Annotated in this window: 22 protein-coding genes; 7 read left to right on the top strand and 15 right to left on the bottom strand. The window is 40.2% G+C overall.

Going from position 1 to position 21,892, the window contains the following annotated elements:
* Positions 1-4: 4 nt before the first annotated feature.
* The 3 genes from IM797_RS16055 to IM797_RS16045 are packed head-to-tail and all read right to left on the bottom strand — an operon-like array spanning position 5 to position 2,044.
* A complete protein-coding gene (locus IM797_RS16055; RefSeq protein WP_194128167.1) occupies positions 5-853 on the bottom strand; it encodes an SUMF1/EgtB/PvdO family nonheme iron enzyme in 849 nt (282 codons plus the stop codon).
* Positions 837-1,619, bottom strand: coding sequence for a hypothetical protein (locus IM797_RS16050; protein WP_194128166.1), 783 nt, complete (start codon positions 1,617-1,619; stop codon positions 837-839). The genes IM797_RS16055 and IM797_RS16050 overlap by 17 nt, the downstream gene beginning before the upstream one ends.
* 35 nt (positions 1,620-1,654) lie before the next feature.
* A complete protein-coding gene (locus IM797_RS16045) occupies positions 1,655-2,044 on the bottom strand; it encodes a hypothetical protein (protein ID WP_194128165.1) in 390 nt (129 codons plus the stop codon).
* A 215-nt stretch (positions 2,045-2,259) separates the two neighbouring features.
* On the opposite strand from IM797_RS16045, the gene IM797_RS16040 reads away from it, so the two are divergent.
* On the top strand, positions 2,260-2,844 hold the full coding sequence (locus IM797_RS16040; RefSeq protein WP_194128164.1) for a sigma-70 family RNA polymerase sigma factor: 585 nt from the start codon (positions 2,260-2,262) through the stop codon (positions 2,842-2,844).
* A 214-nt stretch (positions 2,845-3,058) separates the two neighbouring features.
* Positions 3,059-3,700: a DUF6266 family protein gene (locus IM797_RS16035; protein ID WP_194128163.1), complete on the top strand. Its 642-nt coding sequence runs from the start codon at positions 3,059-3,061 to the stop codon at positions 3,698-3,700.
* Positions 3,701-3,768: 68 nt separating this feature from the next.
* Here IM797_RS16035 and IM797_RS16030 read toward each other — a convergent pair whose 3' ends face one another.
* The 5 genes from IM797_RS16030 to IM797_RS16010 form a co-directional block, all read right to left on the bottom strand.
* On the bottom strand, positions 3,769-5,370 hold the full coding sequence (locus IM797_RS16030) for a glycerophosphodiester phosphodiesterase family protein (RefSeq protein WP_194128162.1): 1,602 nt from the start codon (positions 5,368-5,370) through the stop codon (positions 3,769-3,771).
* 15 nt (positions 5,371-5,385) lie between these two features.
* Positions 5,386-6,744, bottom strand: coding sequence for a PhoPQ-activated pathogenicity-related family protein (locus IM797_RS16025; RefSeq protein ID WP_194128161.1), 1,359 nt, complete (start codon positions 6,742-6,744; stop codon positions 5,386-5,388).
* A 25-nt stretch (positions 6,745-6,769) separates the two neighbouring features.
* Positions 6,770-8,389 carry a SusD/RagB family nutrient-binding outer membrane lipoprotein gene (locus IM797_RS16020; RefSeq protein WP_194128160.1) on the bottom strand — a complete coding sequence of 540 codons (1,620 nt, stop codon included), beginning with the start codon at positions 8,387-8,389 and terminating at the stop codon, positions 6,770-6,772.
* A gap of 44 nt (positions 8,390-8,433) precedes the next feature.
* Positions 8,434-12,015 carry a SusC/RagA family TonB-linked outer membrane protein gene (locus IM797_RS16015; protein WP_194128159.1) on the bottom strand — a complete coding sequence of 1,194 codons (3,582 nt, stop codon included), beginning with the start codon at positions 12,013-12,015 and terminating at the stop codon, positions 8,434-8,436.
* Positions 12,016-12,236: 221 nt separating this feature from the next.
* A complete protein-coding gene (locus IM797_RS16010) occupies positions 12,237-13,397 on the bottom strand; it encodes a FecR family protein (RefSeq protein ID WP_194128158.1) in 1,161 nt (386 codons plus the stop codon).
* Between the two features lie 113 nt (positions 13,398-13,510).
* On the opposite strand from IM797_RS16010, the gene IM797_RS16005 reads away from it, so the two are divergent.
* A complete protein-coding gene (locus IM797_RS16005) occupies positions 13,511-14,137 on the top strand; it encodes an outer membrane beta-barrel protein (RefSeq protein WP_194128157.1) in 627 nt (208 codons plus the stop codon).
* A 63-nt stretch (positions 14,138-14,200) separates the two neighbouring features.
* On the opposite strand, the gene IM797_RS16000 is transcribed toward IM797_RS16005, so the two are convergent.
* The gene (locus IM797_RS16000) at positions 14,201-14,893 is read right to left on the bottom strand and encodes a DUF2461 domain-containing protein (protein ID WP_194128156.1); all 693 of its coding nucleotides are present in this window, start codon (positions 14,891-14,893) and stop codon (positions 14,201-14,203) included.
* Between the two features lie 279 nt (positions 14,894-15,172).
* Between IM797_RS16000 and IM797_RS15995 the strand changes: the two genes are divergently transcribed.
* Both IM797_RS15995 and IM797_RS15990 read left to right on the top strand, forming a co-directional pair.
* Positions 15,173-15,796 carry a bifunctional 2-polyprenyl-6-hydroxyphenol methylase/3-demethylubiquinol 3-O-methyltransferase UbiG gene (locus tag IM797_RS15995; RefSeq protein WP_194128155.1) on the top strand — a complete coding sequence of 208 codons (624 nt, stop codon included), beginning with the start codon at positions 15,173-15,175 and terminating at the stop codon, positions 15,794-15,796.
* Entirely contained in the window at positions 15,793-16,410 is a 618-nt protein-coding gene (locus tag IM797_RS15990; protein ID WP_194128154.1) for a hypothetical protein, read from the top strand. The genes IM797_RS15995 and IM797_RS15990 overlap by 4 nt, the downstream gene beginning before the upstream one ends.
* Positions 16,411-16,420: 10 nt before the next feature.
* On the opposite strand, the gene IM797_RS15985 is transcribed toward IM797_RS15990, so the two are convergent.
* Positions 16,421-16,843 (bottom strand): DUF6526 family protein, encoded by a 423-nt coding sequence (locus tag IM797_RS15985; RefSeq protein WP_194128153.1) that lies wholly within the window; start codon positions 16,841-16,843, stop codon positions 16,421-16,423.
* A 235-nt stretch (positions 16,844-17,078) separates the two neighbouring features.
* Between IM797_RS15985 and IM797_RS15980 the strand changes: the two genes are divergently transcribed.
* Positions 17,079-17,648 carry a GIN domain-containing protein gene (locus IM797_RS15980; protein WP_194128152.1) on the top strand — a complete coding sequence of 190 codons (570 nt, stop codon included), beginning with the start codon at positions 17,079-17,081 and terminating at the stop codon, positions 17,646-17,648.
* A 123-nt stretch (positions 17,649-17,771) separates the two neighbouring features.
* On the opposite strand, the gene IM797_RS15975 is transcribed toward IM797_RS15980, so the two are convergent.
* The 3 genes from IM797_RS15975 to IM797_RS15965 form a co-directional block, all read right to left on the bottom strand.
* Entirely contained in the window at positions 17,772-17,987 is a 216-nt protein-coding gene (locus tag IM797_RS15975) for a helix-turn-helix transcriptional regulator (protein ID WP_194128151.1), read from the bottom strand.
* A 1-nt stretch (position 17,988) separates the two neighbouring features.
* Positions 17,989-18,606: a DUF2975 domain-containing protein gene (locus tag IM797_RS15970; protein WP_194128150.1), complete on the bottom strand. Its 618-nt coding sequence runs from the start codon at positions 18,604-18,606 to the stop codon at positions 17,989-17,991.
* A 115-nt stretch (positions 18,607-18,721) separates the two neighbouring features.
* The gene (locus IM797_RS15965) at positions 18,722-19,204 is read right to left on the bottom strand and encodes a hypothetical protein (RefSeq protein ID WP_194128149.1); all 483 of its coding nucleotides are present in this window, start codon (positions 19,202-19,204) and stop codon (positions 18,722-18,724) included.
* A 68-nt stretch (positions 19,205-19,272) separates the two neighbouring features.
* Here IM797_RS15965 and IM797_RS15960 point away from each other — a divergent pair, with 68 nt between their 5' ends.
* Positions 19,273-19,623 carry a VOC family protein gene (locus IM797_RS15960; protein WP_194128148.1) on the top strand — a complete coding sequence of 117 codons (351 nt, stop codon included), beginning with the start codon at positions 19,273-19,275 and terminating at the stop codon, positions 19,621-19,623.
* A 38-nt stretch (positions 19,624-19,661) separates the two neighbouring features.
* On the opposite strand, the gene IM797_RS15955 is transcribed toward IM797_RS15960, so the two are convergent.
* Positions 19,662-20,759: a DUF6688 family protein gene (locus IM797_RS15955; RefSeq protein WP_228098899.1), complete on the bottom strand. Its 1,098-nt coding sequence runs from the start codon at positions 20,757-20,759 to the stop codon at positions 19,662-19,664.
* A 333-nt stretch (positions 20,760-21,092) separates the two neighbouring features.
* Positions 21,093-21,743, bottom strand: coding sequence for a hypothetical protein (locus IM797_RS15950; RefSeq protein WP_194128147.1), 651 nt, complete (start codon positions 21,741-21,743; stop codon positions 21,093-21,095).
* Positions 21,744-21,892: the final 149 nt, after the last annotated feature.

The following is a 21,892-nucleotide window of genomic DNA, read 5'->3' as shown; positions in this document are numbered from 1 at the left end:
CTGGCTAATGTTGTACAGGGATTTTTACCACTCTAAATCCCTGGTTGCTAAAAGAAGCCTGCGGATTTACCCTGCCAATATCCAGTGAATTAAAAAATCCGCAGGCATGGTTACTACACCACCAGGAACCACCTCTGGCATGGGCAATCTTTCTATTTTTAGGATCTGTTTTCAAAACTCCAGTACAAAATTCAAATACATTGCCGTAAACATCATACAACCCAAAACCATTGGGTTTAAAACTCCCTACCGGAGATGTATACACATAGCCATCAGACAAATCTGCCTTGAGATGATCCCCTCCATACCAGATGTTGGCATACTGGCCAATCTGCTCCATATCTTCACCCCAGAAATAAGTCGTTTTGGCACCGGCACGAGAAGCAATTTCCCATTCATCGAATGTGGGTAATCTTACCTTTGCCCATTTGCAATAGGCTTCTGCATCTTTATAACTGATGCAGGTTACAGGATGATCCATTTTCGCTTCAATTCCACCCCTGCTTTTCCCGTTTGGGAACCGCCAATAAGCGGTACTGTCGCTCAACCAGCGAAACTCAGCAAGTCCGGGTTCAAAAACCATTGCGTTTTTGAAACGTTCGGCATCTGTTGTATATTTTGTAGCCAGCACAAACCTTTCAAATAAACGGTTGGTCAGTTCGGTGGCAGCCAGGTCAAAACCAGCTATTTCAACTTTCCTCAATGGATTAAGCTGGTGCTCCCGGCCACCAAGCCAGTACACCCCGGCAGGAATGTGAACAAAACCAGTGTCGGACCGGGGATTTGCCTGCCGGGCTGCAAGGCCCGATGTATACAACAGCAACACGCACAACAACTTATTTTTTACGGCCATTGTAAAAAGCTTCTGCCCTGCTGAGGATCAAATCTTCATTGGCCTGGTTAAAATCAATGAAGCTCCGGTCTGTGCTTTTGGCACCATAAAGTTTCACATAAGAAGCAGAAGTCATAAAAGGCTGATAATCGTTCTTCTTCATGAGTTGTATCAGGACAGTGAGTATATCATGATCCTTGCGGTCGATTTTATAAGTCCTGATCAGCAGCGGAATGATTTCCCATCCATTGACGTGTTCAATCGCTATTTTATAATTCAGTCCAACCCTTTTACTTCTGTTTACCGACTCTGAAATCAGCGCAAGCACAGAATCGCGGTTACTGATTAAAAAGTTAAGCTGCCGCTCACTCCAGCTTTTCTCATCAAATGCATCAGGTAAAGTACCAAATACCTTAAGATCTTCGTCCAATATCGGCGCAGAAACATCACAATTCTGGCTCTCCACTTCTGCATGGATCATGTGGTAAGTAAATTTCTCCCGGAGCGACAGACTTTGATAATTTTTTGGACTCATTACGGTGAAATAAACGTCATTGTCGCCCCCTGATGACTTTGTACCGGCAATCATAGCCTTTACTTTTACCAGACCATAAGGTGGTACGGTATTTTTTCTTCGGCTTTTACTGTAAGCCTCACTGGAGGCACTGGCCTGTTTCCATTCCTGGTTATCCACTTGTGCAAAAAGCAGGTTTGAGGAGCATATGGCAAGTGCTAAAAAGAAGAGTTGGCGGTAACGTGTTGCTTTAATGATCATAATCTTTAACATAGGTGACCAAAGCTAACGATTTTTAGCGACTAGTTCTATTTGACTTTTGATTTACGATACTGATCAATCTCGGTCTGGCTTGCCGGATAAATCTCAGCAATTTCGGATGAATTGTCTTCAAATACTTTAGCCCGAACCGGTAAATCTTCCTGAATTGCTTTCTTTATTAAATTCAGGTTATGCTTATTTTGTAATAGGCCTAAATCCATGAAAAACCAACGTGCATTGGGATACAATGCCATGTTTAACGTATCATTCCGTTTGCTGCCAATTTCGGGGATCACCAAACCAAGCTCGATTGTTTTACCTTCTTTTGTCCTTTTGTATAAAACTCCCCGGTCCTTATTACAGCCTGCGACAAGCAAATTAAATGCAAGTAAGACAATCAGGATAAGTGAACTCCTTAAATTCATATTATTCTTCATGGTGTGTTAAACATACTACTTTCCATCCGTACCGCTTTCTTTTTGATTAAAATTACAAATCTCCAGGCAGCCCGCAAAAAAATCTCAAATCTGGTTACATAAAACACATCATTTGTTGACACAAACTTAATGCAAAACAAGGCTTTGAAGCACATTAAAGCCACATAATTGTTTTATTTTTGCTATCAGATTCACGCTAAGTGTTTGAAAAAAATATGAGCATTCAATCAGCACACAATATCAACGAGCTACTTTTAAAAGTAGCACAAGGTGATGAAAAAGCTTTTGCACAACTTTTAAAAACTTATAGCAACACTATAGCGGGATACATTCTGAGCATTACTGAATCTGAAGAACTGGTTCAGGAGATTGTGCAGGATGTATTTATGAAAATATGGACCAACAGGGCCGCGCTTGGCCAGGTCGAATCTTTTAAATCCTATCTGCTGGTAGTCGCCAGAAACCATGCCTTCAATTGTCTGAAGCGAATCGCCAGAGAAAGGAAGCGGGAAAAAACCTGGCTTGATACGTTTCAAGCCCGTGACGACCATCAGGAAATTGAAACTGACCCAATAGACTACGGCGGAATGATCGATGCAGCAATTGAATTGCTCCCAGGCCAGCAAAAAAAAGTCTATATGCTGGGCTATATGAATCGGATGAAACACCGGGAAATCGCAATTGAAATGAATATTGCCACTGAAACCGTAAAAAAACATATGCTGCTCGCCTTAAGATTTATAAAAAATCACATTACACAAGTGAGCAGTATTTTAGCAGTTCTACTTACCCTTTATTAATACTCCTGCTAACACCTGTTCAGAACCGAACCAGGTAAAAATTTTCTTTTAGATTAACATGGAAGCAACAGGGACATAACAGGGACATAACAGGGGTAGAACAAGGATAAATCCCTGGATACGCCCTATTACTTCCCCATTATCTACCCGTATAATTTCATTTATTGTTAAATTTTTTATATATTAAGGCTAGTATAATTATATAAAAAATAGTATGGCACGTCAAAAAAATGGAATACTGGGCAACTACATTGGTAAGTTAGGTACAGTAGTTGGCTTTGAAATTAATGGAATCGGATATTCCCGTAGTTTACCCAGACAGCGGACAAAAGCAGCAACACCAGCTGAATTGTTAAATCGCCAGAAATTCGCTTGCTCGCAAGCCTGGCTACAACCCCTTACTGCTTTCTTAAGAGTAGGTTTTCAGGACTATACAACTACATATCAAGGTTTTACAGCAGCAAAATCTTACAACTCGAAACACAGCATCAAGTTAGTTGGCGAAGTATTTGAGATAGACCCAAGCCTGGCCCTGGTTAGCTTTGGCGATATGGAACAAACAGCAGCGCATGCCGCAGCAGTTGAATCCCCTACCTCCATTCGCTTTAGCTGGGAAAAAGTAGCCAGTCATGCTTACGATGACCGCTGCATGTTGATGGCTTATGATGTTGATAATGAAAATGCGTATTTTGAGACTGCCGGTGTAAAGAGCGGAAAGCTAACGGATGTATTGAAAATGGATCCCCGTTGTTTAGGGAAAACGCTGCATGTATACCTGGCATTTGTTGCTGAAAATCGCAAAAGAAGAAGTAACAGTCAATATCTGGGCACTTTAACCATGCCCAAGACCATCTAAAAAACCAGACTGATAGCTGAGCAAAGCGCCTGTATCCTGGCAAATGGGATCAGGCGCTTTGCTATACTTTATTTGACTGGCCATGTACTTACGCCATCGCGAAGTTTTTGTGCATTCAGGTATTGAATCAAAGCTTCCGGATGATCCGTTTGCATTCCCTGAACGCCTGTATTGATAATTTTAAGCCATTTAACCGGATTTTCATCAGCACTTTGTGCATCTAAAAAAACTGCTATACCGGCTTCCCGCAAAGCGGTCATTAAAGTAGGATCAGTTGCATTATCTACAGCCTGCAAACTCATTTTTTTTCCAAATTCCAGCAAATCCTCCCTCGTTTTCACATACTCCGGCAATCCACTCATCAATGGCATCATTGGTGCAATTTTTCGCCAATCGGCATAATGATTTGCCTTATTCAGGTAAACCAGCACATTGTTTTCCATTCCTGCAGCTTTGATCTGTTCATAAGCCCGGGCTGGGTCTGCATCTTTAAAATCAAGGTAAATGTTGATTTTACCTTTGCTCGCGTTTAAGGCCTCGGCAAAATCCGGGATGCGATGAATTTTACCGTCCCTACTTTTGACCTGGAGTTTTGCAAGTTCTGCCCAGGTCAGGTCCTGAACACGTCCTTTACCATTGGTTCTGCTGTCTACAGTTTCATTGTGACTCAAGATCAAATGACCATCTTTGGTAGTTCTTAAATCTATTTCAGCGTAATCAGCGCCCAGACTAATGGCATCTTCAATTGATGCAATGGTATTTTCCGGTTTAACCAGATGGCTGCCCCGGTGCGCAACAACAATAAATCCATTCTTGCTTTTTGGAAGGCGGGCTATTGGCTGATCGTATTTTTTTAACCAGGCCAGGGTTTTAACCAAGACATCCATGGCTGCTGCACCCTTCATACCATGTTTTTCATTGGGATAGTATTCATACTGGGCTGGAACATCCAGCTCTTTTAATTTTTTGTACAATTTATCAGCCTGACTCACATCAACCAATGGATCTTTACCACCATGAAAGATCAATGTAGGTACCCCGGTATTTTTGGTCAGCCGGTAATAAGGACTTGCGTCAAAACCAATTTTTGCTGCTGGGTCTGAGATGCCCAACAGGTTAACAATTTTATCGTTGGCTTCGGGATTTGCTGCGCGGAGTTTTTGATCCGTCAGATCTGTAGGTCCCCAAAAATCGATTACCGTTTTCACCTTTTTTTCCGGATCGTATCCATAAGCGAAAAGCATGGCCAGATGCCCGCCTGCACTTCCCCCCATCAAGGTAAATTGCTTACCGTCATAATTGTATTTTTTGGCATTTGCTGATAAAAAACCGAGCAAATTTTTCACATCTTCCATTTGCGTAGGAAACCTGTTTTTACCATCCTTAATCAGGCGGTAATTTGCCGACACCACAATGTATTGCTGTGCCACCAATTGTTCAATAAGCGGACCTGGCAGTTCATTTTTATCACCGCCGGTCCAGCCGCTACCATGCAGGTACACAATAACCTGCGCATTTTCGTACTTGTCCGGTAAATAAGCATCAAACTTATTTTCTTCACTATCCCGGCTATAAGCAATGTTTTGCAGTTTCCGGTAATTTTGTGCCTTTATGCTGATCGCCAGTATCATGAGCAGACAAAACATACTTAATTTTTGATATCGTTTCATTTGTGTTCAATTGTGTTACAATACTTTTTTATCATCGGTCATAAATACCCGGGTGCTTTCGGTATACGCTGCGCCATTGTCGTACTGGTATTTTAAGTTTACATAAAAGGCACGATAACCTGAAGCTGGAAACTCTTCAGTCAGCTTTACCCTTCCTTTGTGTTTAATGCCCAGCGATTTTGAAACCCATTCGTCATTTCTAAAATCTTTATCCGGAGAATCGGCAGACCAGATAACGACGTCAACCAGGTTGGCTTTTGTGGCCTGAATTTCCAACCCAAGGCCCTTTTTGCTTTCCGATATTTTCCAGTTACAAACCGGATAGGCTGTGTTTGACATGGTCAGACCGAAAAAGGCACTTAAATTAAGCATGGCTTCTTTTTTGTCGCCCATGCTGTGCCCTGCATTGGGGATATAATGGATCATATTTTGTCCCGGAATGCTGTCATAATAATTTTTGATGTTGTCGATTGGCCAATACTCATCGTTGGTACCCATGAAAATCATTTTTGGTATGGTTAGCTTTTTCCTGTACGCGTAAGGATCTATCATGGTAACCAGATCGCTTCCTTTTTTACTGTTGATATCCTGAACAATTCCAAGTTTCACGTAGTCCTGGATCTGGATGCTGTAATCGTTCCAGACTTTAACCTGGTAATCAATACTTACCGGCATGTTTAACATGTCAATCACCATAGGAGCTATAGCTGTTACCCTTTGATCGTTAGCTCCGGTTAGCCATGTTGTCCAGCCGCGCTTGGATGCTCCGGAAACCACAAAACGGCTGATGTTATGATTCAATTTTTCTTTTGAAAATTCCTGTACGGCATCCATCGCCCGTTTGGCTGATTTAACCATGGGAAACAACAAGGGCCAGGTATAATCGCCATCATTTTTATATTGGTGTAAAGTATAAGAAATCAGTGCATCTTCTGTCAGATTACTATACAAGGGCTGATTTGGCACTTGTTTAAGCACAGCAACAACTGCTTTATTCTGCTTTGCAATAACACAAAAGCTCTTTGTCAACTCGTCATTACGGCTGCTCCAATTTGGTTGTCCTTCTTTATTAACGCTTCCTCCGGTGATGAACAATAAAGCACCATCGTATTTAGTCTCTTTTGGCACCACAATACTCAATTGATGTGTCCAGATATGTTCCCTCCATTTCTGTGAAGTGAGCAATACACTGTAAACCGTTACGTCATCAATCAGGTAAGTATCTTTTAGCTCCCAGCGGTAAGTGGAATCTACATGATTTAGATAGTGTTCCAGCGCTGTTGCTGGTGTAATCGCAGTTTGCGATTGCACCAGTTGCGTATTGAAAAGTAAAAAACAAATTAAAGCTGCAAATCGTATAGCAAATATTCTCATCGTATTCATTCAAAAAAAATAAAGTTTACTTAATTAACCACATTTTAGAAAACTCCGTATCGCCCCGATCGAGTTTTCCGATGGCAATCTGATAATTTTCAGCATTATTTTTAAACTCCGTTTGCGGATATCTATATCGAAGTGGAAATGGATTGACAAGCGGATTAAGATCACCGTTGGCTTCTATATTAGGTGTCCTTGTTCTTCTGTAGTCGGCATAAGATTCCAGTCCCATCAAGAATAAGCCCAACCATTTCTGCAAACCGATTTTAGCGAGCTGTTCATTTTTCACTGCGGGAAATGCAGCAACTGGGTTGGCGAAATAATTGGCCGGTGTGGTTTCTCCCCATCTTTTCATAGCTAGTTTTACACCATTTTCATAATATGCTCTGGCATCTCCCGTAATCCAGCCTTTTACCGCAGCTTCGGCCAGTAAAAACTGGACTTCATCAGCTTGCATAATGGTGGCTTTTAACAGTGGATTTGCATTTTCATTAAACAATTTAGAAAACTTAGAAATCTTATAATTGTACCTGGTGTCTGGAAAATCATAGCTTCCGTTCGCTACCAGTACATTGACAGATGCGCCAGCAGCGTAACCGGCGTAAAGGGTCATTTGATCTACAATTAAAGGTGCTACGGCAGCAATTTTAGTGTTGGATAAATTGATGTAATCCCATTTGTATTCATAAGTATATCCTTTTTGAACAATGGTTCTCTTGATGTCGTTGGAATCTATTTTATTAGCCCATGGTCTTTCCAAAGGTGCTACCCAGACTTTTAAGCGTTCATCGTTTAAAGCTTTTAGCGAGTCAACCAGTGTTTTACTCGGCCTGAAAATCTGAAATGATGTAGCCGGATCGGAATTTGTTCTGCCCATTGGAGAGGCGAAAGAACCATCACCATCAATATAGGGAATGGCTGCGTTTTCGACCACATCGGCAATCAGCGGCAAAGCAGCGAGGGCCTGCAATTCAGTTTTGTCCAAAATCTTGTTGCTTTGACGCATCATGAGTCTTAACTGCAGGGAATTGGCCAGCTTAACCCACCTGGCTTTATTACCAGCGTACATGACGTCGTAACTATTGTCTACTACCTCTGTACCTTCATTAATTAATTTAACTGCATCCTTTAAATTCTGGATCAATGCCGGATATATGTTTTGCTGATCATCAAACTTTGGAAAAAGAATGGCGTCCTGCCCACGCAAACCCTCGGTGTAGTAGATGTCGCCATACAGATCACTAACGGTGGACCACAATAGCGATTGAAATATTCTGAAAATCCCTTCATGACTTTTTAAGCCTTTCTTGTTGACATCAATTATTGCAGCATTTACAAATTTGATGACCGAGGTATAATCGTAAAGACTTTCATTGGGTAACCTGAAATTCAAATAGTTATTGTCGTCACTATTGCGGTTACCCTCCATGTACTGCATGGTACAGGCCAGGTTTTTGGCGCCCATCCCCCCTTTATTTTGATAGAGGAAAGTTGATTTTTGGATCACTGATGAAAGTAGCAGATTGGGTGCCGCAGATTCGAGTGCATTTCTTTTAGCCAATAGTTCATCTTCTCTGAAGCTTGATTTCTGACAGGAAGAAAAGGCAAAAGCAACAGCGATCAGCATTAAAAATTTCTTCATTGGAATGTGTATTTTAGCTTGTGAAGCCGTCATGAGTAATTAAATTAAAAGTTTACAGCCAGTTTAAATCCATAAGAAGCTACAGAAGGTAAGGCCTTACCTATGATGCCCTGATTGGTACCAATACCGTCAAAAGCTGCCTCCGGATCACCTTTTTCGCCACTTTTATTCCATTGAAAAATATTCCGGCCTACCAGACTGATGGTTGCAGATTGTAATTTCAAAGGTTTCAAAAGCTTGGCTGGAATGGCATAGTCCAGCATCAGCTCTTTGATTTTTAGATTGGTTGCATCGCGAATGAGCGTTTGCGAAAATGACCAGTACTGCTGTCCAAGAACGTTACCAGGTAAGTAGTAAAAGGTTGCACTTGGATCTGCACCGTTTACAATATAATCGTTGTCATTGTTCGGATCACCACCTGTTTTTAACCATACACCCTTGAAGTAGGAAGCATCCTGTGTATAGGCTCCATAATTTTTATAGTTTTTAACCAGGGCGGCCATATAAGGATATTGCATATTTTCTGCATTTGGCCATGCAAAACCTCCCGATGCTGCATCGCGCCCACCAGCGGTGTAGTCGTTTGGACCATTCACGTTGTCGCCAATCGTCAGTTTAGAATGTCCATTGGTTACTGAACGACGGGTCACATTGGACACGTAATCGCCACCGACCCTTAAACTGGCCACCATGGAAAGTCTGAAGGCTTTATACCTTACTGCTGAATTGAAACCGAGAATAAAATCAGGATTGTAATTACCAATGGGCTTTCTGTCAGCCTCTTTACTGGAGTATTTCCACTGACCTGTATTGTCTAACACGATCATTCCCGCGTATTTACTACCTGCAGGCATCCTTTCAAAAACATTACCTTCCCAAAGCGTTCCAATTTTTTCACCCTCAGCCATTCTGATGTTCAGGTTTGGCCCATTGCTGTAAAAGGTGTAACCATTGGGCACATACGCTTTGGATAGCTTAGTAATTTTTGCGTCCGACTTGGTGAAAAAAGCAGATAAATCCCAGTTCCAGTCTTTACTTTTTACCGGCACCAGGGTCAAGCCCATTTCAATACCTTTGGACTGTACCGTGCCCACATTGGTTAACATGCCGGTATAGCCAGTACCAGGAGAAGTTGGAATGAAATCCTGCTGATTTTTATGGGTCTTATTGAATACAGTTAAATCAAAGGAAATCCGTTTATTAACGAGCGCCAAATCAAAACCGGCTTCGTAAGAGTTGGTTACCTCTGCCTGAATGTTTGGATCAACCAGTTGGCCACCGATATTTAATATTTTAACCGGACCATAATCTATGGGGTTAAAGCTGAAAGTGTTGTTGCTCCTTGGCCTTCCGATACCGTGACCAACTTGGGCAATACCTCCTCTGAGTTTAAACAAATTGATCAGCTCCGGGAACCTGAAAGTTTCTGATGGAATCCAGCTCAAAGAAGCGGATGGATAAAAATGATGGTTTTTATCTTCTTCTAATATTCCGCCCTGGTCGTATCTACCTGCCAGATCAACAAATACCTGATTATCGTAGCCGATCTGGGTGGTGAGGTAGCCACTTTGTGTTTTACCGATTCCCCAGGCATTTCTTGCCATTAAAGTACCTGCTACTGCGTTTCCCAAACTGAAATCATTGGCCCTAACCAACTTTCCGGCATCGGCGTAATTGTTATAACTGTTGCTGTAGGCATAGTTGTAGCCTGCGGTAGCTGAAGTTGATATTTTACCAAAATCCTTGTTCCACATCAACATCAGATCAGAATTCATAGCGAACGCACTTGTTGCTTCCACTGTATACCGTCCGTCTTTTTTGTTGTTGTCGCTGAAACCTTTAGACAACTTGTATTCGTAGTTGTCGCCATTATAATCCATCCCCGATCTCAGCAATAATTTAAGCGGATCCGTCAGTTTCCATTCCAGCTCTGCTTTACCAAAAAAGTTATCTTTTCTATACGTATTGAGCTCTGCAGACGTAAACATATAAGGATTATCAGTATAAGGATCACCATTGGGCTTAAATGCAGGGGCATTCTGTTTGATGCCTTCATATCCGTTAAGCCAAATGTTTTTCATATCAGCAACCGGCTGAAAGTGGCTTAAAAAAGAAAATGTCAGCAATTCTACCACATCATTATTTGCAGATGATTTGTTGGGTGAATATTGGGACAGATAATTGGCATTTACGGCTAGCTTCACATTCTTAGTAATCAGATAGTCTGCATTCAGGTTAAAGGTCATCCTGTTGGTTTGGTTATTTGGCATGATACCTTTATTATCCATTTTACCAACAGAGAAACGGAAAGCACCTTTATCAGAATTTCCGGCTATACTCACATTATAGTTATTGGTATGCCCGTCTACCATAAAAGCTTTCAAACGGTTTTCGTTGGCGCCTAAAAAAGGAACATTTTCATTTTGTTGGGTCAGGGTATTCCATCTTGTGATGTTAAATGATCCATCAAGTTTTGGCCCCCAATCGTACGCGCCACCAGCAACATAGCCACCCGGAGCACTTCTAACACCTACTCCATATTCTGTTTGTGTTTCGAAAAAATTATATGGTTTATCGATCACCATGGAAGTATTGACGGCGATTCCCAAGCCATTTTTGTTGCCTTTACCAGATTTGGTGGTAATCATGATCACCCCATTTCCGGCTTGTGCCCCATATAAAACACCTGCACTGGCACCCTTAAGTACAGAAATACTTTCAATATCTTCCGGGTTAAGCTGAGAAAGCAGGTTTCCAAAGTCCACATTGTTTTTGCTGGTAATGGAAGTCGTGCCCATAGGGATTCCATCAATGATATACAATGGCTGACTGTTCGCGGTAGATTGTGGAAGGTTTAAGCTGGTGGCGCCCCTAATGGTTACAAATACCGAGCCGGCCGGATCTGTGCTGGCCTGGGTAAAATTCACACCGCTCATTCTACCATCCAGAGATTTAACCAGGTTTGCGCTTCCGCCTTTTGTTAATTCTTCGCCTTTTACCTCTGCAACAGCATAGGCCAGGGAGCGTTTTTTCCTGGTAATGCCCAAAGCAGTAACCACTACTTCGTTCATGTTGTATACTTCCGGTTCTAAGCGCAGTTCCAGATAATTTTTACCGTTAAGTAGAACAGTGATGGTTTTATAACCTACATAAGTAATTTTTAAACTACCTTCTTCAGGCGCATTAATTTTAAAATTTCCGTTGATATCGGTCGTGGCGCTTGCTTGTTCGCCAATAACAGTTACAGAAACAGAAATTAGCGGCTTGCCATTTTCATCCATCACCTTGCCTGTGATCTCTTTAAAAAAAGCTTTGAAAGATTCCTGTTTTTCCGGTTTTTCTTTAATGAAGATGGCCTTCTCCTTAATCACATAATTTAATGGCGAATCTTTAAAACACAGTTTAAGTACCTGCTCAACCGTGGCGTCCTTTACGTTGATGTTGATCTTTTTGGCTTTCTCCAACAGCTCTACTTTGTAAAAGAACTGATAACCTGTCTTTTGATGGATCTCTTTAAATACATTTTCCAGCGTCATATTTTGCTGTGAAATGGAAATGTTCTGTCCACTCACTTTGGCGCTTACCTGTAAACATGCTGCAAGCAGTAAAACTGTAGTTAGTTTCATAAAGCGCATTTTTTTAGTTTTAAATACGCTGTTCAAATGTTTTGAATAGCGTAAAAAACACATTTTTTTCATAATTTTGTTGTGTTTGGTTTAAAAGTTAAAAGCATTCTGTCAGTTTGTAATTATGGATAAACTCAAACATTAGCCAGGGACGGTGCAACGTTCCTGGTTTTGTTTTTTGCGGATCCTGATATGATTATCCTTTCATTTTTGATTTTGATTTAGGGTAATACAATTATTTTTCTACCTTGGGTTTTAAAATTCACCCCGCCAGTTCGAAGGATATCAAGTACTTTGTCAATCTCATTGCCGGCACTCACCATTCCTGAAAAATGTCCTGTTGGTGTCCTACCCTGATACTCAACTTCTACATCGTACCACCTGGAAATTTGGCGCATCACCTTTTGGATATCACAATTGTTAAAGTTAAACCAGCCATTCTTCCAGGCCAGGACTTCATCTGCAGCTACAGTGAAAGTATTGATTCTGCCGGTTTTGCTTATTCTTGACTCTTGTCCAGGCACCAATATTCGGGTCTCAGTGCTACTACTTACCTTTACCGAACCTTCCAATAAGGCGGTATTAATGGAGTTTTCATCCGGATAAGCCATTAGGTTAAAGTGCGTTCCCAACACCTCTACTTCGGTATGATTGGCTACAATTTTGAAAGGCATTCCCGCGTTTTTGGCTACTTCAAAATAGGCTTCGCCTGTTACACTCACCATTCGCTCTTTACCTTTAAACTGCGTCGGGAATCGGATGGATGAAGAAGAATTCAGCCAAACCCGGGTTTGATCAGGCAAGATCACCTGATATTGGCCACCTTTAGGTGTTGTTAAGGTATTATACACGATAAGTTGCGCGTTCTTATTCTCTGGATGGTAGGCTAAGGTGGATAAGCTTTGCCTACTTACCTTCGCGTTTCCCTGTTGGATTACCATCCCCTGCTTTGTTGTGTCTAAGGTAATTTCCGAACCATCGCCAAGCGTCAATACCGCTTTCTTTCCTCCTTGTACAATCTTATCTGTGTTTTCTTTTTTGATTAATTGCGCGCTTTGCAGCGTTAGGCGGCCGGGTTTAAAACAGATGTAAATGCTCATTCCTGCAATCAGAAAGATCGCCGCCGCTACGCTCATACGCATGAGGCGATTTGTCTTAACGGGTTGTTTTTCCAAAATAGCAGTAAGCATCTCATCAACCTGCCCCACAGTTAATATTTCTTTTTCATTTTGAAGGGTAAGCCACTTTTCAGTCAGGAGCGCTTTCAGATCTTCGTCTTGTTCAGATTCGGCTACGAAATCCAGGAACTCGATCCTTTCTTCGGATGATGCCGTTTTATTGTAATAAACGTTGAATAAATATTTTAACCTTGATGGCTCCATTAAAAGCTGTATTTACCATAGAGACAACAAAATTGAAAAAGGGGGGTAATGAAAAAGCAAAATATTCATAAGAAAATCTATCTTTAGCGCTTAAAATCTAAATTTCTCTCTTCATGAACTTAAAAACGATCGCTTTATTAGCGCTTGGAATGACTTGTGCAACCACGATGTATGCGCAACAAAAAGACAGACAACACAAAGGTTTCTTTCTTTCTCTATCTGCCGGACCAGTTATGGGGCCTGTTCACATGGACAGTAGTGAACTGGGCGAATACGATATGACGGGAACTGGTGCCAGTTTCGACATTAAAATCGGCGGTGCCATTAAAGAAAATCTTATTTTACATGCTACAATGTCTGCAAATTCACTCGTTGGTCCGAAAATAAAATACAGTACCGGGCAAACGCAAAAAACTACGAACAATCTTACCGTTAGTGAATCTTTATTCGCAGCGGGACTTACTTATTATTTCATGCCTCATAACATTTTTGTGTCTGGTTCTGCAGGTCTGGCGGCTTTCACGGTCGATAACCGGGATACAGATTATAAAGTGAGCACAGACAATGGCTTTGGTTTCCAACTGAAAGCAGGAAAAGAATGGTGGATATCCAGAAGATGGGGATTGGGTGTTTCCGGAACTTATGGAAGATCCAGTGTAAATAATAAGCCAGACAATAGCTTAACTGAGAAGCTAACCAGCAATCGCTTCGGCATCAGCTTTAATGCTACTTTTAACTAAAAATACTGGGATAAGGTTGTTCAAATGACTTGATTCAAACTTTGAACAACCTTATCTGCTGTACTACAATCCGTTTCCATCAGCAGTCAATACTGAGCTCATATAATCAAAAAACGGTCTCATTTCGCGAAAGCTTTCGTCCACCAGCAAGGCAAAATCATCACTTAATAATTCCTGATCGGAGAACCGTCGGATCAATAAAAACTGCTTATATCTTAACAGGTCAATTTCCGGATGGTTAGATTCGAAGCCTTTAGGCGAAGTTTTAAGTTGCTCTCCCTGCAGACCACCAAAATTTTCGATGAAAGACGTACTGGAGATGATAGTCCTTAAGGGTTTAGCATCAAAATCTATGTCTTCGCGGATGAGTTTCAGATCTGCTGCAGATGGCCCCCAGAAAGCACCAGCAACAAAACTATTCCCTTTTTCAAAATGGTAGTAGTATCCACCCCTCCGACTTTTCCCGGCGCGTTTAAAGCTTCCACCCCAATAGGTTTTAAACGGGGTTTTGTCTTTAGCAAAACGAATATCCCGGTACTGACGGTATAAACTCTTTTTGCCTGACGCTGTTTCTATTACATCATGCATGTTCAATTTAGCTAACATTTGAGTAGCAAAATTTTCAATAAGCCCTTGCGCTTCGAGAAATTCCGACTTACGTGCGTTAAACCATTCACGTTCATTGTGCTTTTTTAATTCGTCCAGAAAACCCAAACTGGAATTGGGTATTGTAATCAATTTTGTTGCAGATGTCATATGGGATTGGCTCAAATGGAATTTAAAAAAGAAGCGGTGGATGATCCTCCGACCACTCACCGCTTATCTAAATTAACGCTCTCGTATATAAAGACGCTTTTTCAGAAGGAATATTGTGCTGGCTGATATTTTATTTTTATTTATTGCAACTGAACACAAAACGCCCAAACACTTTTTGTGCTGAGATATGACATAAGCATCGCAATGAAGGCGGATTTCGGAGCTCAACTATTGCGTATTTCTTTGTAATTTGCAAAATCGCAGCACAAGTAATAGACCATGAAAAACGAGACGGAAAACGACGAATTTTGGGAATCGAGCTTTATTGAAAAGCAGGAAATGTGGGGCTTTGAGCCTGCAAAATCTGCGATATTGGCAAAAGATTTTTTCTTTGAAAAATCGGTAAAGAATGTTTTGGTTCCGGGAATTGGTTACGGACGGAATGCACAAATTTTTATTGACCATGGAATGGATGTCACAGGCATAGAAATCTCAAAAACAGCCATTGAAATGGCAAGAAAACACTATGGTAATGACATGAGGATTTACCATGGTTCTGTAACAGATATGCCTTTTGACCAGCAACAATATGATGGTATTTTTTGTTATGCTTTAATTCATCTTCTGGACAGTAGCGAAAGAAGCAAACTGATTTCCCACTGTTACAATCAGCTTTTAGACGGTGGTTATATGGTTTTTACAGCCATTTCCAAGAAAGCTCAGACCTATGGTAAGGGGCTATTTCTGAGCGAAGACCGTTATGAAGTATTTGATGGCGTTAAACTATTTTTTTACGACAACACGTCTATTCACAAAGAATTTGATCAGGCTGGATTATTTGAGCTTACTGAAATAGAGGAAAATCAGCCATTCTTCTTAGTTAAATGTAAAAAGAGAACTTGAAACGCGTAATTGACAGGTTTAAAAATAAACCTACTATATTTTTAATCTTATGTTCGCTCACTTTAATTTGTGGGGTACCCGCGTTTATTTATGCCATTGGACTTTCTGGAGGCGCAAGTCTTGGCGCTATGCTTCCAGCGGGGGCCATGTTTGTCGCTGCAATTGCCTTGTGGATTGATCATGGTTTGGTAAATTATAGTCATATCAAACTTGGCTGGGTATCTGTAATTGAAACCGGAATATTAGGCTGCCTTTTTATGTTCATTTTGTATATGGACAGATCAGCAAATATATATGTTACCAATAAAAAACAAGATTACTTGATCATCATAGACAGTCCGAAAGGACTACTGCCCGCAGCTTTTAAAACAAGCTGGCTATTCAGTAAAAAATATGATGTACATCATGAGCAAACCTTGTATTTAAACCAGTCCGCTTTTAACAATTTCCCCATACAGGTGCATAGCGGATCCGGTACGCAATCTGCCAGATTTGGATATAAACCTGAATATAAATTCAACTGGTCAGTTTATTTTTTCGGTACTGAAGGTGGGAAAGATTACACAGATCAGGAACTGGACAGCCTGATTTCATTAAAAATGAAATCCCGATAGGTTTTTAATTTTAAACTCGTGAATTGTCAGGTAACCATTGTTTAATTGTTGTTTTGATTTCATTTGCACCAAGGTTGTCTTTAAGGGCACGATCTACCATATCAGAAAGTTCCGGATCTGAGGCGAAACGAAGTGCGGCAACCTGACCAAAACTCAGACGATCACTCAGCTGTTTCCCTGTAAGCACAAAGTAACGAAATCTCATTTCAAGCACAACTACCCTATTCTGTAGCGTCAAAGCATAATGCTGACGTAGCATAAAAGATAGCCAGCCCAGTAACATAAATACAGCAGCAAGAATAGTCCACAGCCAGAAATCTGAACTTGCCCCTACGGCTTTGCTTACACAGACTATAAACCCAACAATAATCAGAGGATAAAAGACAAAATGGTGTGGAGCATAATAGCGGATGTGATTTTGGTAGTTTTGCATATTATCAGAGTATAGCTCAATCTACACCAAAAATCCCACCAAAATATAAAATCATGGAATAATTAGATTTCTGTGTTGTCCGCTTGTGCACATCGGCCGTTCGAAAACGAACACAAAAAGCCAAACAAAAAAACATAAGCAATTGACTATAAGTAATCTAATGAAAATTTTTCCGTTTGGCACAAGCTTAGTCCATAGGCAGTCATATCACAAAACTAAAATTAACATTGACACCATGAACAAAGCAATTAAAATGCAAATCGTAAAGATATTTACCGCAATCCTGTTGACAACAACAACCACTCCGGTACACCTTTTTGCAGCCAGAAAACCTGTAAAGCATACCAATGATACGCTCTACCGAAAAATCTCCATCCAGGGAAATGTACAGGTGATCCTGATCCAAAGGCAGTATGAAGGCCTCAGCTACACGGACGACAATACGGGTAATGTCAAAGTTGTAAAACATGGAGATTTACTTCGCATCAGCGGCAATAGTAAAGCATATTGCAAACTATTTCTTTACGTAAACGATATTTATCGGATTGAAGCTATGGATAACGTACACATCAAAACTGAAGGCAGGCTGAAGACGAAATTCTTACAGATCTTCTTGAAGGGCAATGCAAAAGCTGATATCTATACAAATACAGAAAGCTTGTATACATCCATCAGCGATAATGCCCATCTAAAACTTAGCGGATCAACCACCGACCATAGACAGGCGATCGTTCCCACGCCAAATTTAAATCTTGACGATTTTGAAATATTGGACTTTATCCATCAAACCTTAGTTGAAAAATAGGTAAAAAAGTAAGCGGTGAATGATCCTCCAACCACTCACCGCTCAATCTAAATTAACGCTCTCGGATATAAGACGCTTATTTATCAGAAATATTGTGCAGCTGTTGAATTTAGTTTGATTAATTTACTTCATTTCTGAAGACACGTATTCCAGTATATCGCCAGGCTGACAATTCAATACCCGACAAATGGCAGACAGTGTATCCAACCTAACTGCTTTTGCCTTTCCTGTTTTTAAGATAGATAGGTTTGACATGGTAATTTCTACTTTGTCGCTAAGCTCGGTAAGTGACATCTTTCGCTTTGCCAGCATGACATCCAGATTTATTACAATAGGCATATTAAATCACCAAGTTTTGTTCCTGCTGTAAAGATACACCTTTCTTATAAACCTGAACAATAATATACACAATGACAATCGTGCCTATCGAAATATAGCCGAATGCGCCTGTACTAAAATTATATCTATAGGTCTTAGATGTCAGATCTGACACCAGCCAGTATAGGTAAAACGACCTTAAAGTAGTAAAAATCAAACCGACAATCATCACCTGATATAACCTTACCATCCAATTTGAAATGTCTTCATAAAAAGGCTGAAACAGATTAATCTCCTTAAAAATCCTGTAAGCGTAATAAACTACAAAAAGTGAAACCAGCAGACCAAAAAAATCAGTTGTTTGTCTTGGAAGAAACAACCATTCAACCAGATTTGCATTTTCATAATTTAGCCTCCCCATCAGCTTTACATCCGATAAAGGCTGAGCTGTGTCAACAACTCCAGCAATTCTATTAGACCTACCAATCACATTCAGTCCGATTGTTTCTGTAAACATTTGATAAAACGAAAAAATGAGTCCAATTAAATGGGCAGCAAGACTCATCGTTAATAAGATTTTGATAGATTTAACAAGCGCTCCAGCACCGCCCGGATGCTTTCTAAATTTTAAGGTTTCCATGATTTAGTAATATATTGTCAGACAAATATAAAACTATATATTATAAAACAATATTTATTTATTGAATTACAATAAATAATACATCCATATCAATATGAACTATTAAAAATAAACCCTAGTTTTTTAGGTGGGCCGGCTTGTGGTTAAGCTGTAACTGGCCATCATTTCCTTTTACAAGATATAGGTCTAAGCCCGGTCTGGATTTTGTATATTCCATTGGTGCCTCACATTCACCAGAATGCGCGATACTATCTGTATAAAAACGCACTTTTAAACTGTCAACAAAATAATATCTACCAAAAACAGTGGTAAAACAATCGTTACCATACCAAGCTTCATAGGCACTAACAAAATGTATGTTGTCCTTAAATCTTATGGTATTTCCAACCCATTCACCAGCCTGTTTTGCATCGATGAGTGTGTGATCTGAATCATCCACTGAAAGTCCGATTAGCTTTTCTGTGTGAAATTTTTTATTCATCAATGTATTTGGAAAATGTTTTTGCACAGCGGGAGCTGTATGATTTTTTTTCTCTGGCTTTGGTGTACACCCGTATGCGAAGGCGGCCAAAAATATTGTTGTGATGAATGTTTTCATAGATTTAAGATGCTCATTTTATTCTTAATCCATAATCATTTTTTATTTTGGTGCAAGATTTACAATTCATGAATGTTAAAAGAATCGTTACGAATATATCCACACATAACCTTGATGCAGCTAAACAATTCTACCAGGACATACTTGGACTGAATTTACTAATGGACCACGGTTGGATACAAACCTATGGATCTGATGAACTCCAAAGCATACAGATCAGCTTTGCCATGACAGGGGGATCTGGCACGCAGGTACCTGATTTATCTATTGAAGTGGACGATATTGCTGAAGTTCTTAAACGAATCAAAGAAGCCGGAATCCCCATTGAATATGGACCGCTTGATGAACCCTGGGGTGTTCGCAGATTTTTTGTGCGCGATCCTTTTAACAAATTAATCAACATATTGTCACACATTTAACCAATGACATCAAGGTGCTATAGCTTTCAGGGGTTGATTTAAGCAGGTGTTGACATTGCATATTGTCTGTTGATCCGCTGTTCAGGTTTTTCTGTAAAGAGGTATAAACAAATTAGAAAAAACCATTCTAAAGGTTTCATCAGCAGGTAAGTTAAGTTTGACATGCTTTCATTATTGATCCTTCTGGATAAATTATAACCATACACATCATAATTGCGTCGAATAACACGATGAATTGCTGGAGAAAAATCCTGGATCATTTCTTCAAAAGCATTTGCGATCAGCAATTGACGGTTTACCACAATCGTTCTGCCAGCCCTAAAACCCAGTCTGATGGGCTTTACTATTTTTGGATTTCCAGAAACGGCTACCGTACACAGGTAGTGTCCCCTATGGTCAAGAACCGGTGGATGCATTTGCCTTGAAAATCTCCAGGTAGTGGTTTCGGTGAACACCTTTACCATGGAATCCGGATCCTGGCCTAGTAATAAAAGCAGCACCGTAACAGCCAGCAAGAGCGGAATAATCAGGATTACTGCCCAAAATGGCAGATTACTTTTTTGAGCAAGAAAAAGATTCAACCTGTTCAGGAATTTATTGGTATACATCCGGTCATGCGCAGCAATCATACCTTTCTTCACAACCCCCACGATCAGAAGAATGGCTATAAAAATTCCCAAAACCGGCGTAAACACAAACAGCACCGCATGACCTGAACGACTATAACTTTCAATACTACTCGTATCATGAACCGAGACTTGTAGCAAGACCAATATGTTAATGACAATGCCCGTAATGATAAAACTGAGACAAAGTACATTAGCCAGTGGCGGTAATTGGCTTCCTTTAGTCCACAACAAGAATACTGCGGCATGAAAGGCCACAAAATAAGAGACTAAAGAGATGATGTGTTTCCCACCAAAAGGGATGTAACATAAACCATCCACCGGGTCTATCGCAGTATGATATTCTGCCTGGTGAATCATCAATCCGATACACATTGCCCCAATTGAAAGCAAATAGCAGGTAGCTAATATCAGCTCCGGAACCGGAATGTCCTTTTTTACGCCCTTTAGCGTGACCACGGTCACACTGAGGATTAAAACAAAGAAGAAGAAGATTAAAATAAAAATCATAGGTTTAACGCGTATAGTCAATTTTCAAATGCTCCGGCAGCAGAATTAAGCCATCTGGTCCGATGGCAAAACCATTGCTAAAAGAACCATTCAGGAGAGATTAGAACGTTTAGTCATTAACCTTGTAATCGTCTTGATGTTTCATTTTAGCAATGTAGTTTTGTTTCGGGAAGCACTTTGGCTTCAGAGCGCATTGTATTTTAGCAATTCTTATTAAAATTTGACAAATCGGATCTTGTTAAAACTCTGATAACAAATATAAGTTCCGATTTTAAAACTAAAGAATTTTATCTCACAATATTGTGAGATATATCTACAATACGTATTCCGGAGCTATCCGGCCAATACAATTTTTCTGAACATGAGCTTTTTACCATCAATGATATCAAAAACGTAAACAATGTTATGTTCGCCTTCACTGACATATTCTCCATCACTATCAGTCCCATTATTACGAAAGGCCATATTCAGTTGAAGCATTTTCGATTCCTCATCATAACTGGCATGCAAGGTGTATGGACTGGATGGATCTGGGAATTCATGAGTCGAAGCGTTGTGTTTTTGATATAAATCTGCCGATTTCAATTTCAATACGGCCCGAATAAATTTCGAATCAAAAATTTGCTGATAGCAGTGATCAAAATCCCTTTCATAAAATAACTCCGGATTGGGTACTTCCTGGTTTCGGGCATTGGTTTCCACGTCAGTTAATTTACAAAGCGCTAAAATGGAGGATCCCTCTGCAGTAAGAGGAAAACTAAAATAACCTTTTAGCTTCTCCTTATCTTTATGATATACTGCCATTCTGAAGTCTTTGAAGCTATCTATCCAATTTTCACTTAAACTATCGGCATTTGCTGTTGACCCCTGCAACTGACTGCCCGCCTGCACTGTATCTCTGTTGCTTTTGCTTTCCTTGTTAGCGGAGTTTCGACAGGAAGAGACCAGTATACAGCAGGTCAAGACCCAAACTATTTTTTTCATAATTCTAAACTTTAATGTTGAACAAGAACTCATGCTAATTTACACATCCTGAAGCAAACCTGGCATCATTCAATTTTCGGTACTTCATCAATGAAGAAAAACTTTATGGTATTTTTGGTGTTGAAGACAAATGTTCTGAATAAAAACAA

This window comes from Pedobacter sp. MC2016-24 (assembly GCF_015223055.1).
Taxonomy (GTDB): domain Bacteria; phylum Bacteroidota; class Bacteroidia; order Sphingobacteriales; family Sphingobacteriaceae; genus Pedobacter.
Note: the sequence above shows the minus strand (reverse complement) of the source record. Positions and strands in the feature narration are given on the sequence as shown.

Excerpts from the sequence above, each read along its gene's own strand:
- IM797_RS16055 (WP_194128167.1), bottom strand. The coding sequence starts at position 853 with ATGGCCGTAAAAAATAAGTTGTTGTGCGTGTTGCTGTTGTATACATCG.
- IM797_RS16050 (WP_194128166.1), bottom strand. The coding sequence starts at position 1,619 with ATGTTAAAGATTATGATCATTAAAGCAACACGTTACCGCCAACTCTTC.
- IM797_RS16045 (WP_194128165.1), bottom strand. The coding sequence starts at position 2,044 with ATGAAGAATAATATGAATTTAAGGAGTTCACTTATCCTGATTGTCTTA.
- IM797_RS16040 (WP_194128164.1), top strand. The coding sequence starts at position 2,260 with ATGAGCATTCAATCAGCACACAATATCAACGAGCTACTTTTAAAAGTA.
- IM797_RS16035 (WP_194128163.1), top strand. The coding sequence starts at position 3,059 with ATGGCACGTCAAAAAAATGGAATACTGGGCAACTACATTGGTAAGTTA.
- IM797_RS16030 (WP_194128162.1), bottom strand. The coding sequence starts at position 5,370 with ATGAAACGATATCAAAAATTAAGTATGTTTTGTCTGCTCATGATACTG.
- IM797_RS16025 (WP_194128161.1), bottom strand. The coding sequence starts at position 6,744 with ATGAGAATATTTGCTATACGATTTGCAGCTTTAATTTGTTTTTTACTT.
- IM797_RS16020 (WP_194128160.1), bottom strand. The coding sequence starts at position 8,389 with ATGAAGAAATTTTTAATGCTGATCGCTGTTGCTTTTGCCTTTTCTTCC.
- IM797_RS16015 (WP_194128159.1), bottom strand. The coding sequence starts at position 12,015 with ATGAAACTAACTACAGTTTTACTGCTTGCAGCATGTTTACAGGTAAGC.
- IM797_RS16010 (WP_194128158.1), bottom strand. The coding sequence starts at position 13,397 with ATGGAGCCATCAAGGTTAAAATATTTATTCAACGTTTATTACAATAAA.
- IM797_RS16005 (WP_194128157.1), top strand. The coding sequence starts at position 13,511 with ATGAACTTAAAAACGATCGCTTTATTAGCGCTTGGAATGACTTGTGCA.
- IM797_RS16000 (WP_194128156.1), bottom strand. The coding sequence starts at position 14,893 with ATGACATCTGCAACAAAATTGATTACAATACCCAATTCCAGTTTGGGT.
- IM797_RS15995 (WP_194128155.1), top strand. The coding sequence starts at position 15,173 with ATGAAAAACGAGACGGAAAACGACGAATTTTGGGAATCGAGCTTTATT.
- IM797_RS15985 (WP_194128153.1), bottom strand. The coding sequence starts at position 16,843 with ATGCAAAACTACCAAAATCACATCCGCTATTATGCTCCACACCATTTT.
- IM797_RS15980 (WP_194128152.1), top strand. The coding sequence starts at position 17,079 with ATGAACAAAGCAATTAAAATGCAAATCGTAAAGATATTTACCGCAATC.
- IM797_RS15975 (WP_194128151.1), bottom strand. The coding sequence starts at position 17,987 with ATGCCTATTGTAATAAATCTGGATGTCATGCTGGCAAAGCGAAAGATG.
- IM797_RS15970 (WP_194128150.1), bottom strand. The coding sequence starts at position 18,606 with ATGGAAACCTTAAAATTTAGAAAGCATCCGGGCGGTGCTGGAGCGCTT.
- IM797_RS15965 (WP_194128149.1), bottom strand. The coding sequence starts at position 19,204 with ATGAAAACATTCATCACAACAATATTTTTGGCCGCCTTCGCATACGGG.
- IM797_RS15960 (WP_194128148.1), top strand. The coding sequence starts at position 19,273 with ATGAATGTTAAAAGAATCGTTACGAATATATCCACACATAACCTTGAT.
- IM797_RS15955 (WP_228098899.1), bottom strand. The coding sequence starts at position 20,759 with ATGATTTTTATTTTAATCTTCTTCTTCTTTGTTTTAATCCTCAGTGTG.
- IM797_RS15950 (WP_194128147.1), bottom strand. The coding sequence starts at position 21,743 with ATGAAAAAAATAGTTTGGGTCTTGACCTGCTGTATACTGGTCTCTTCC.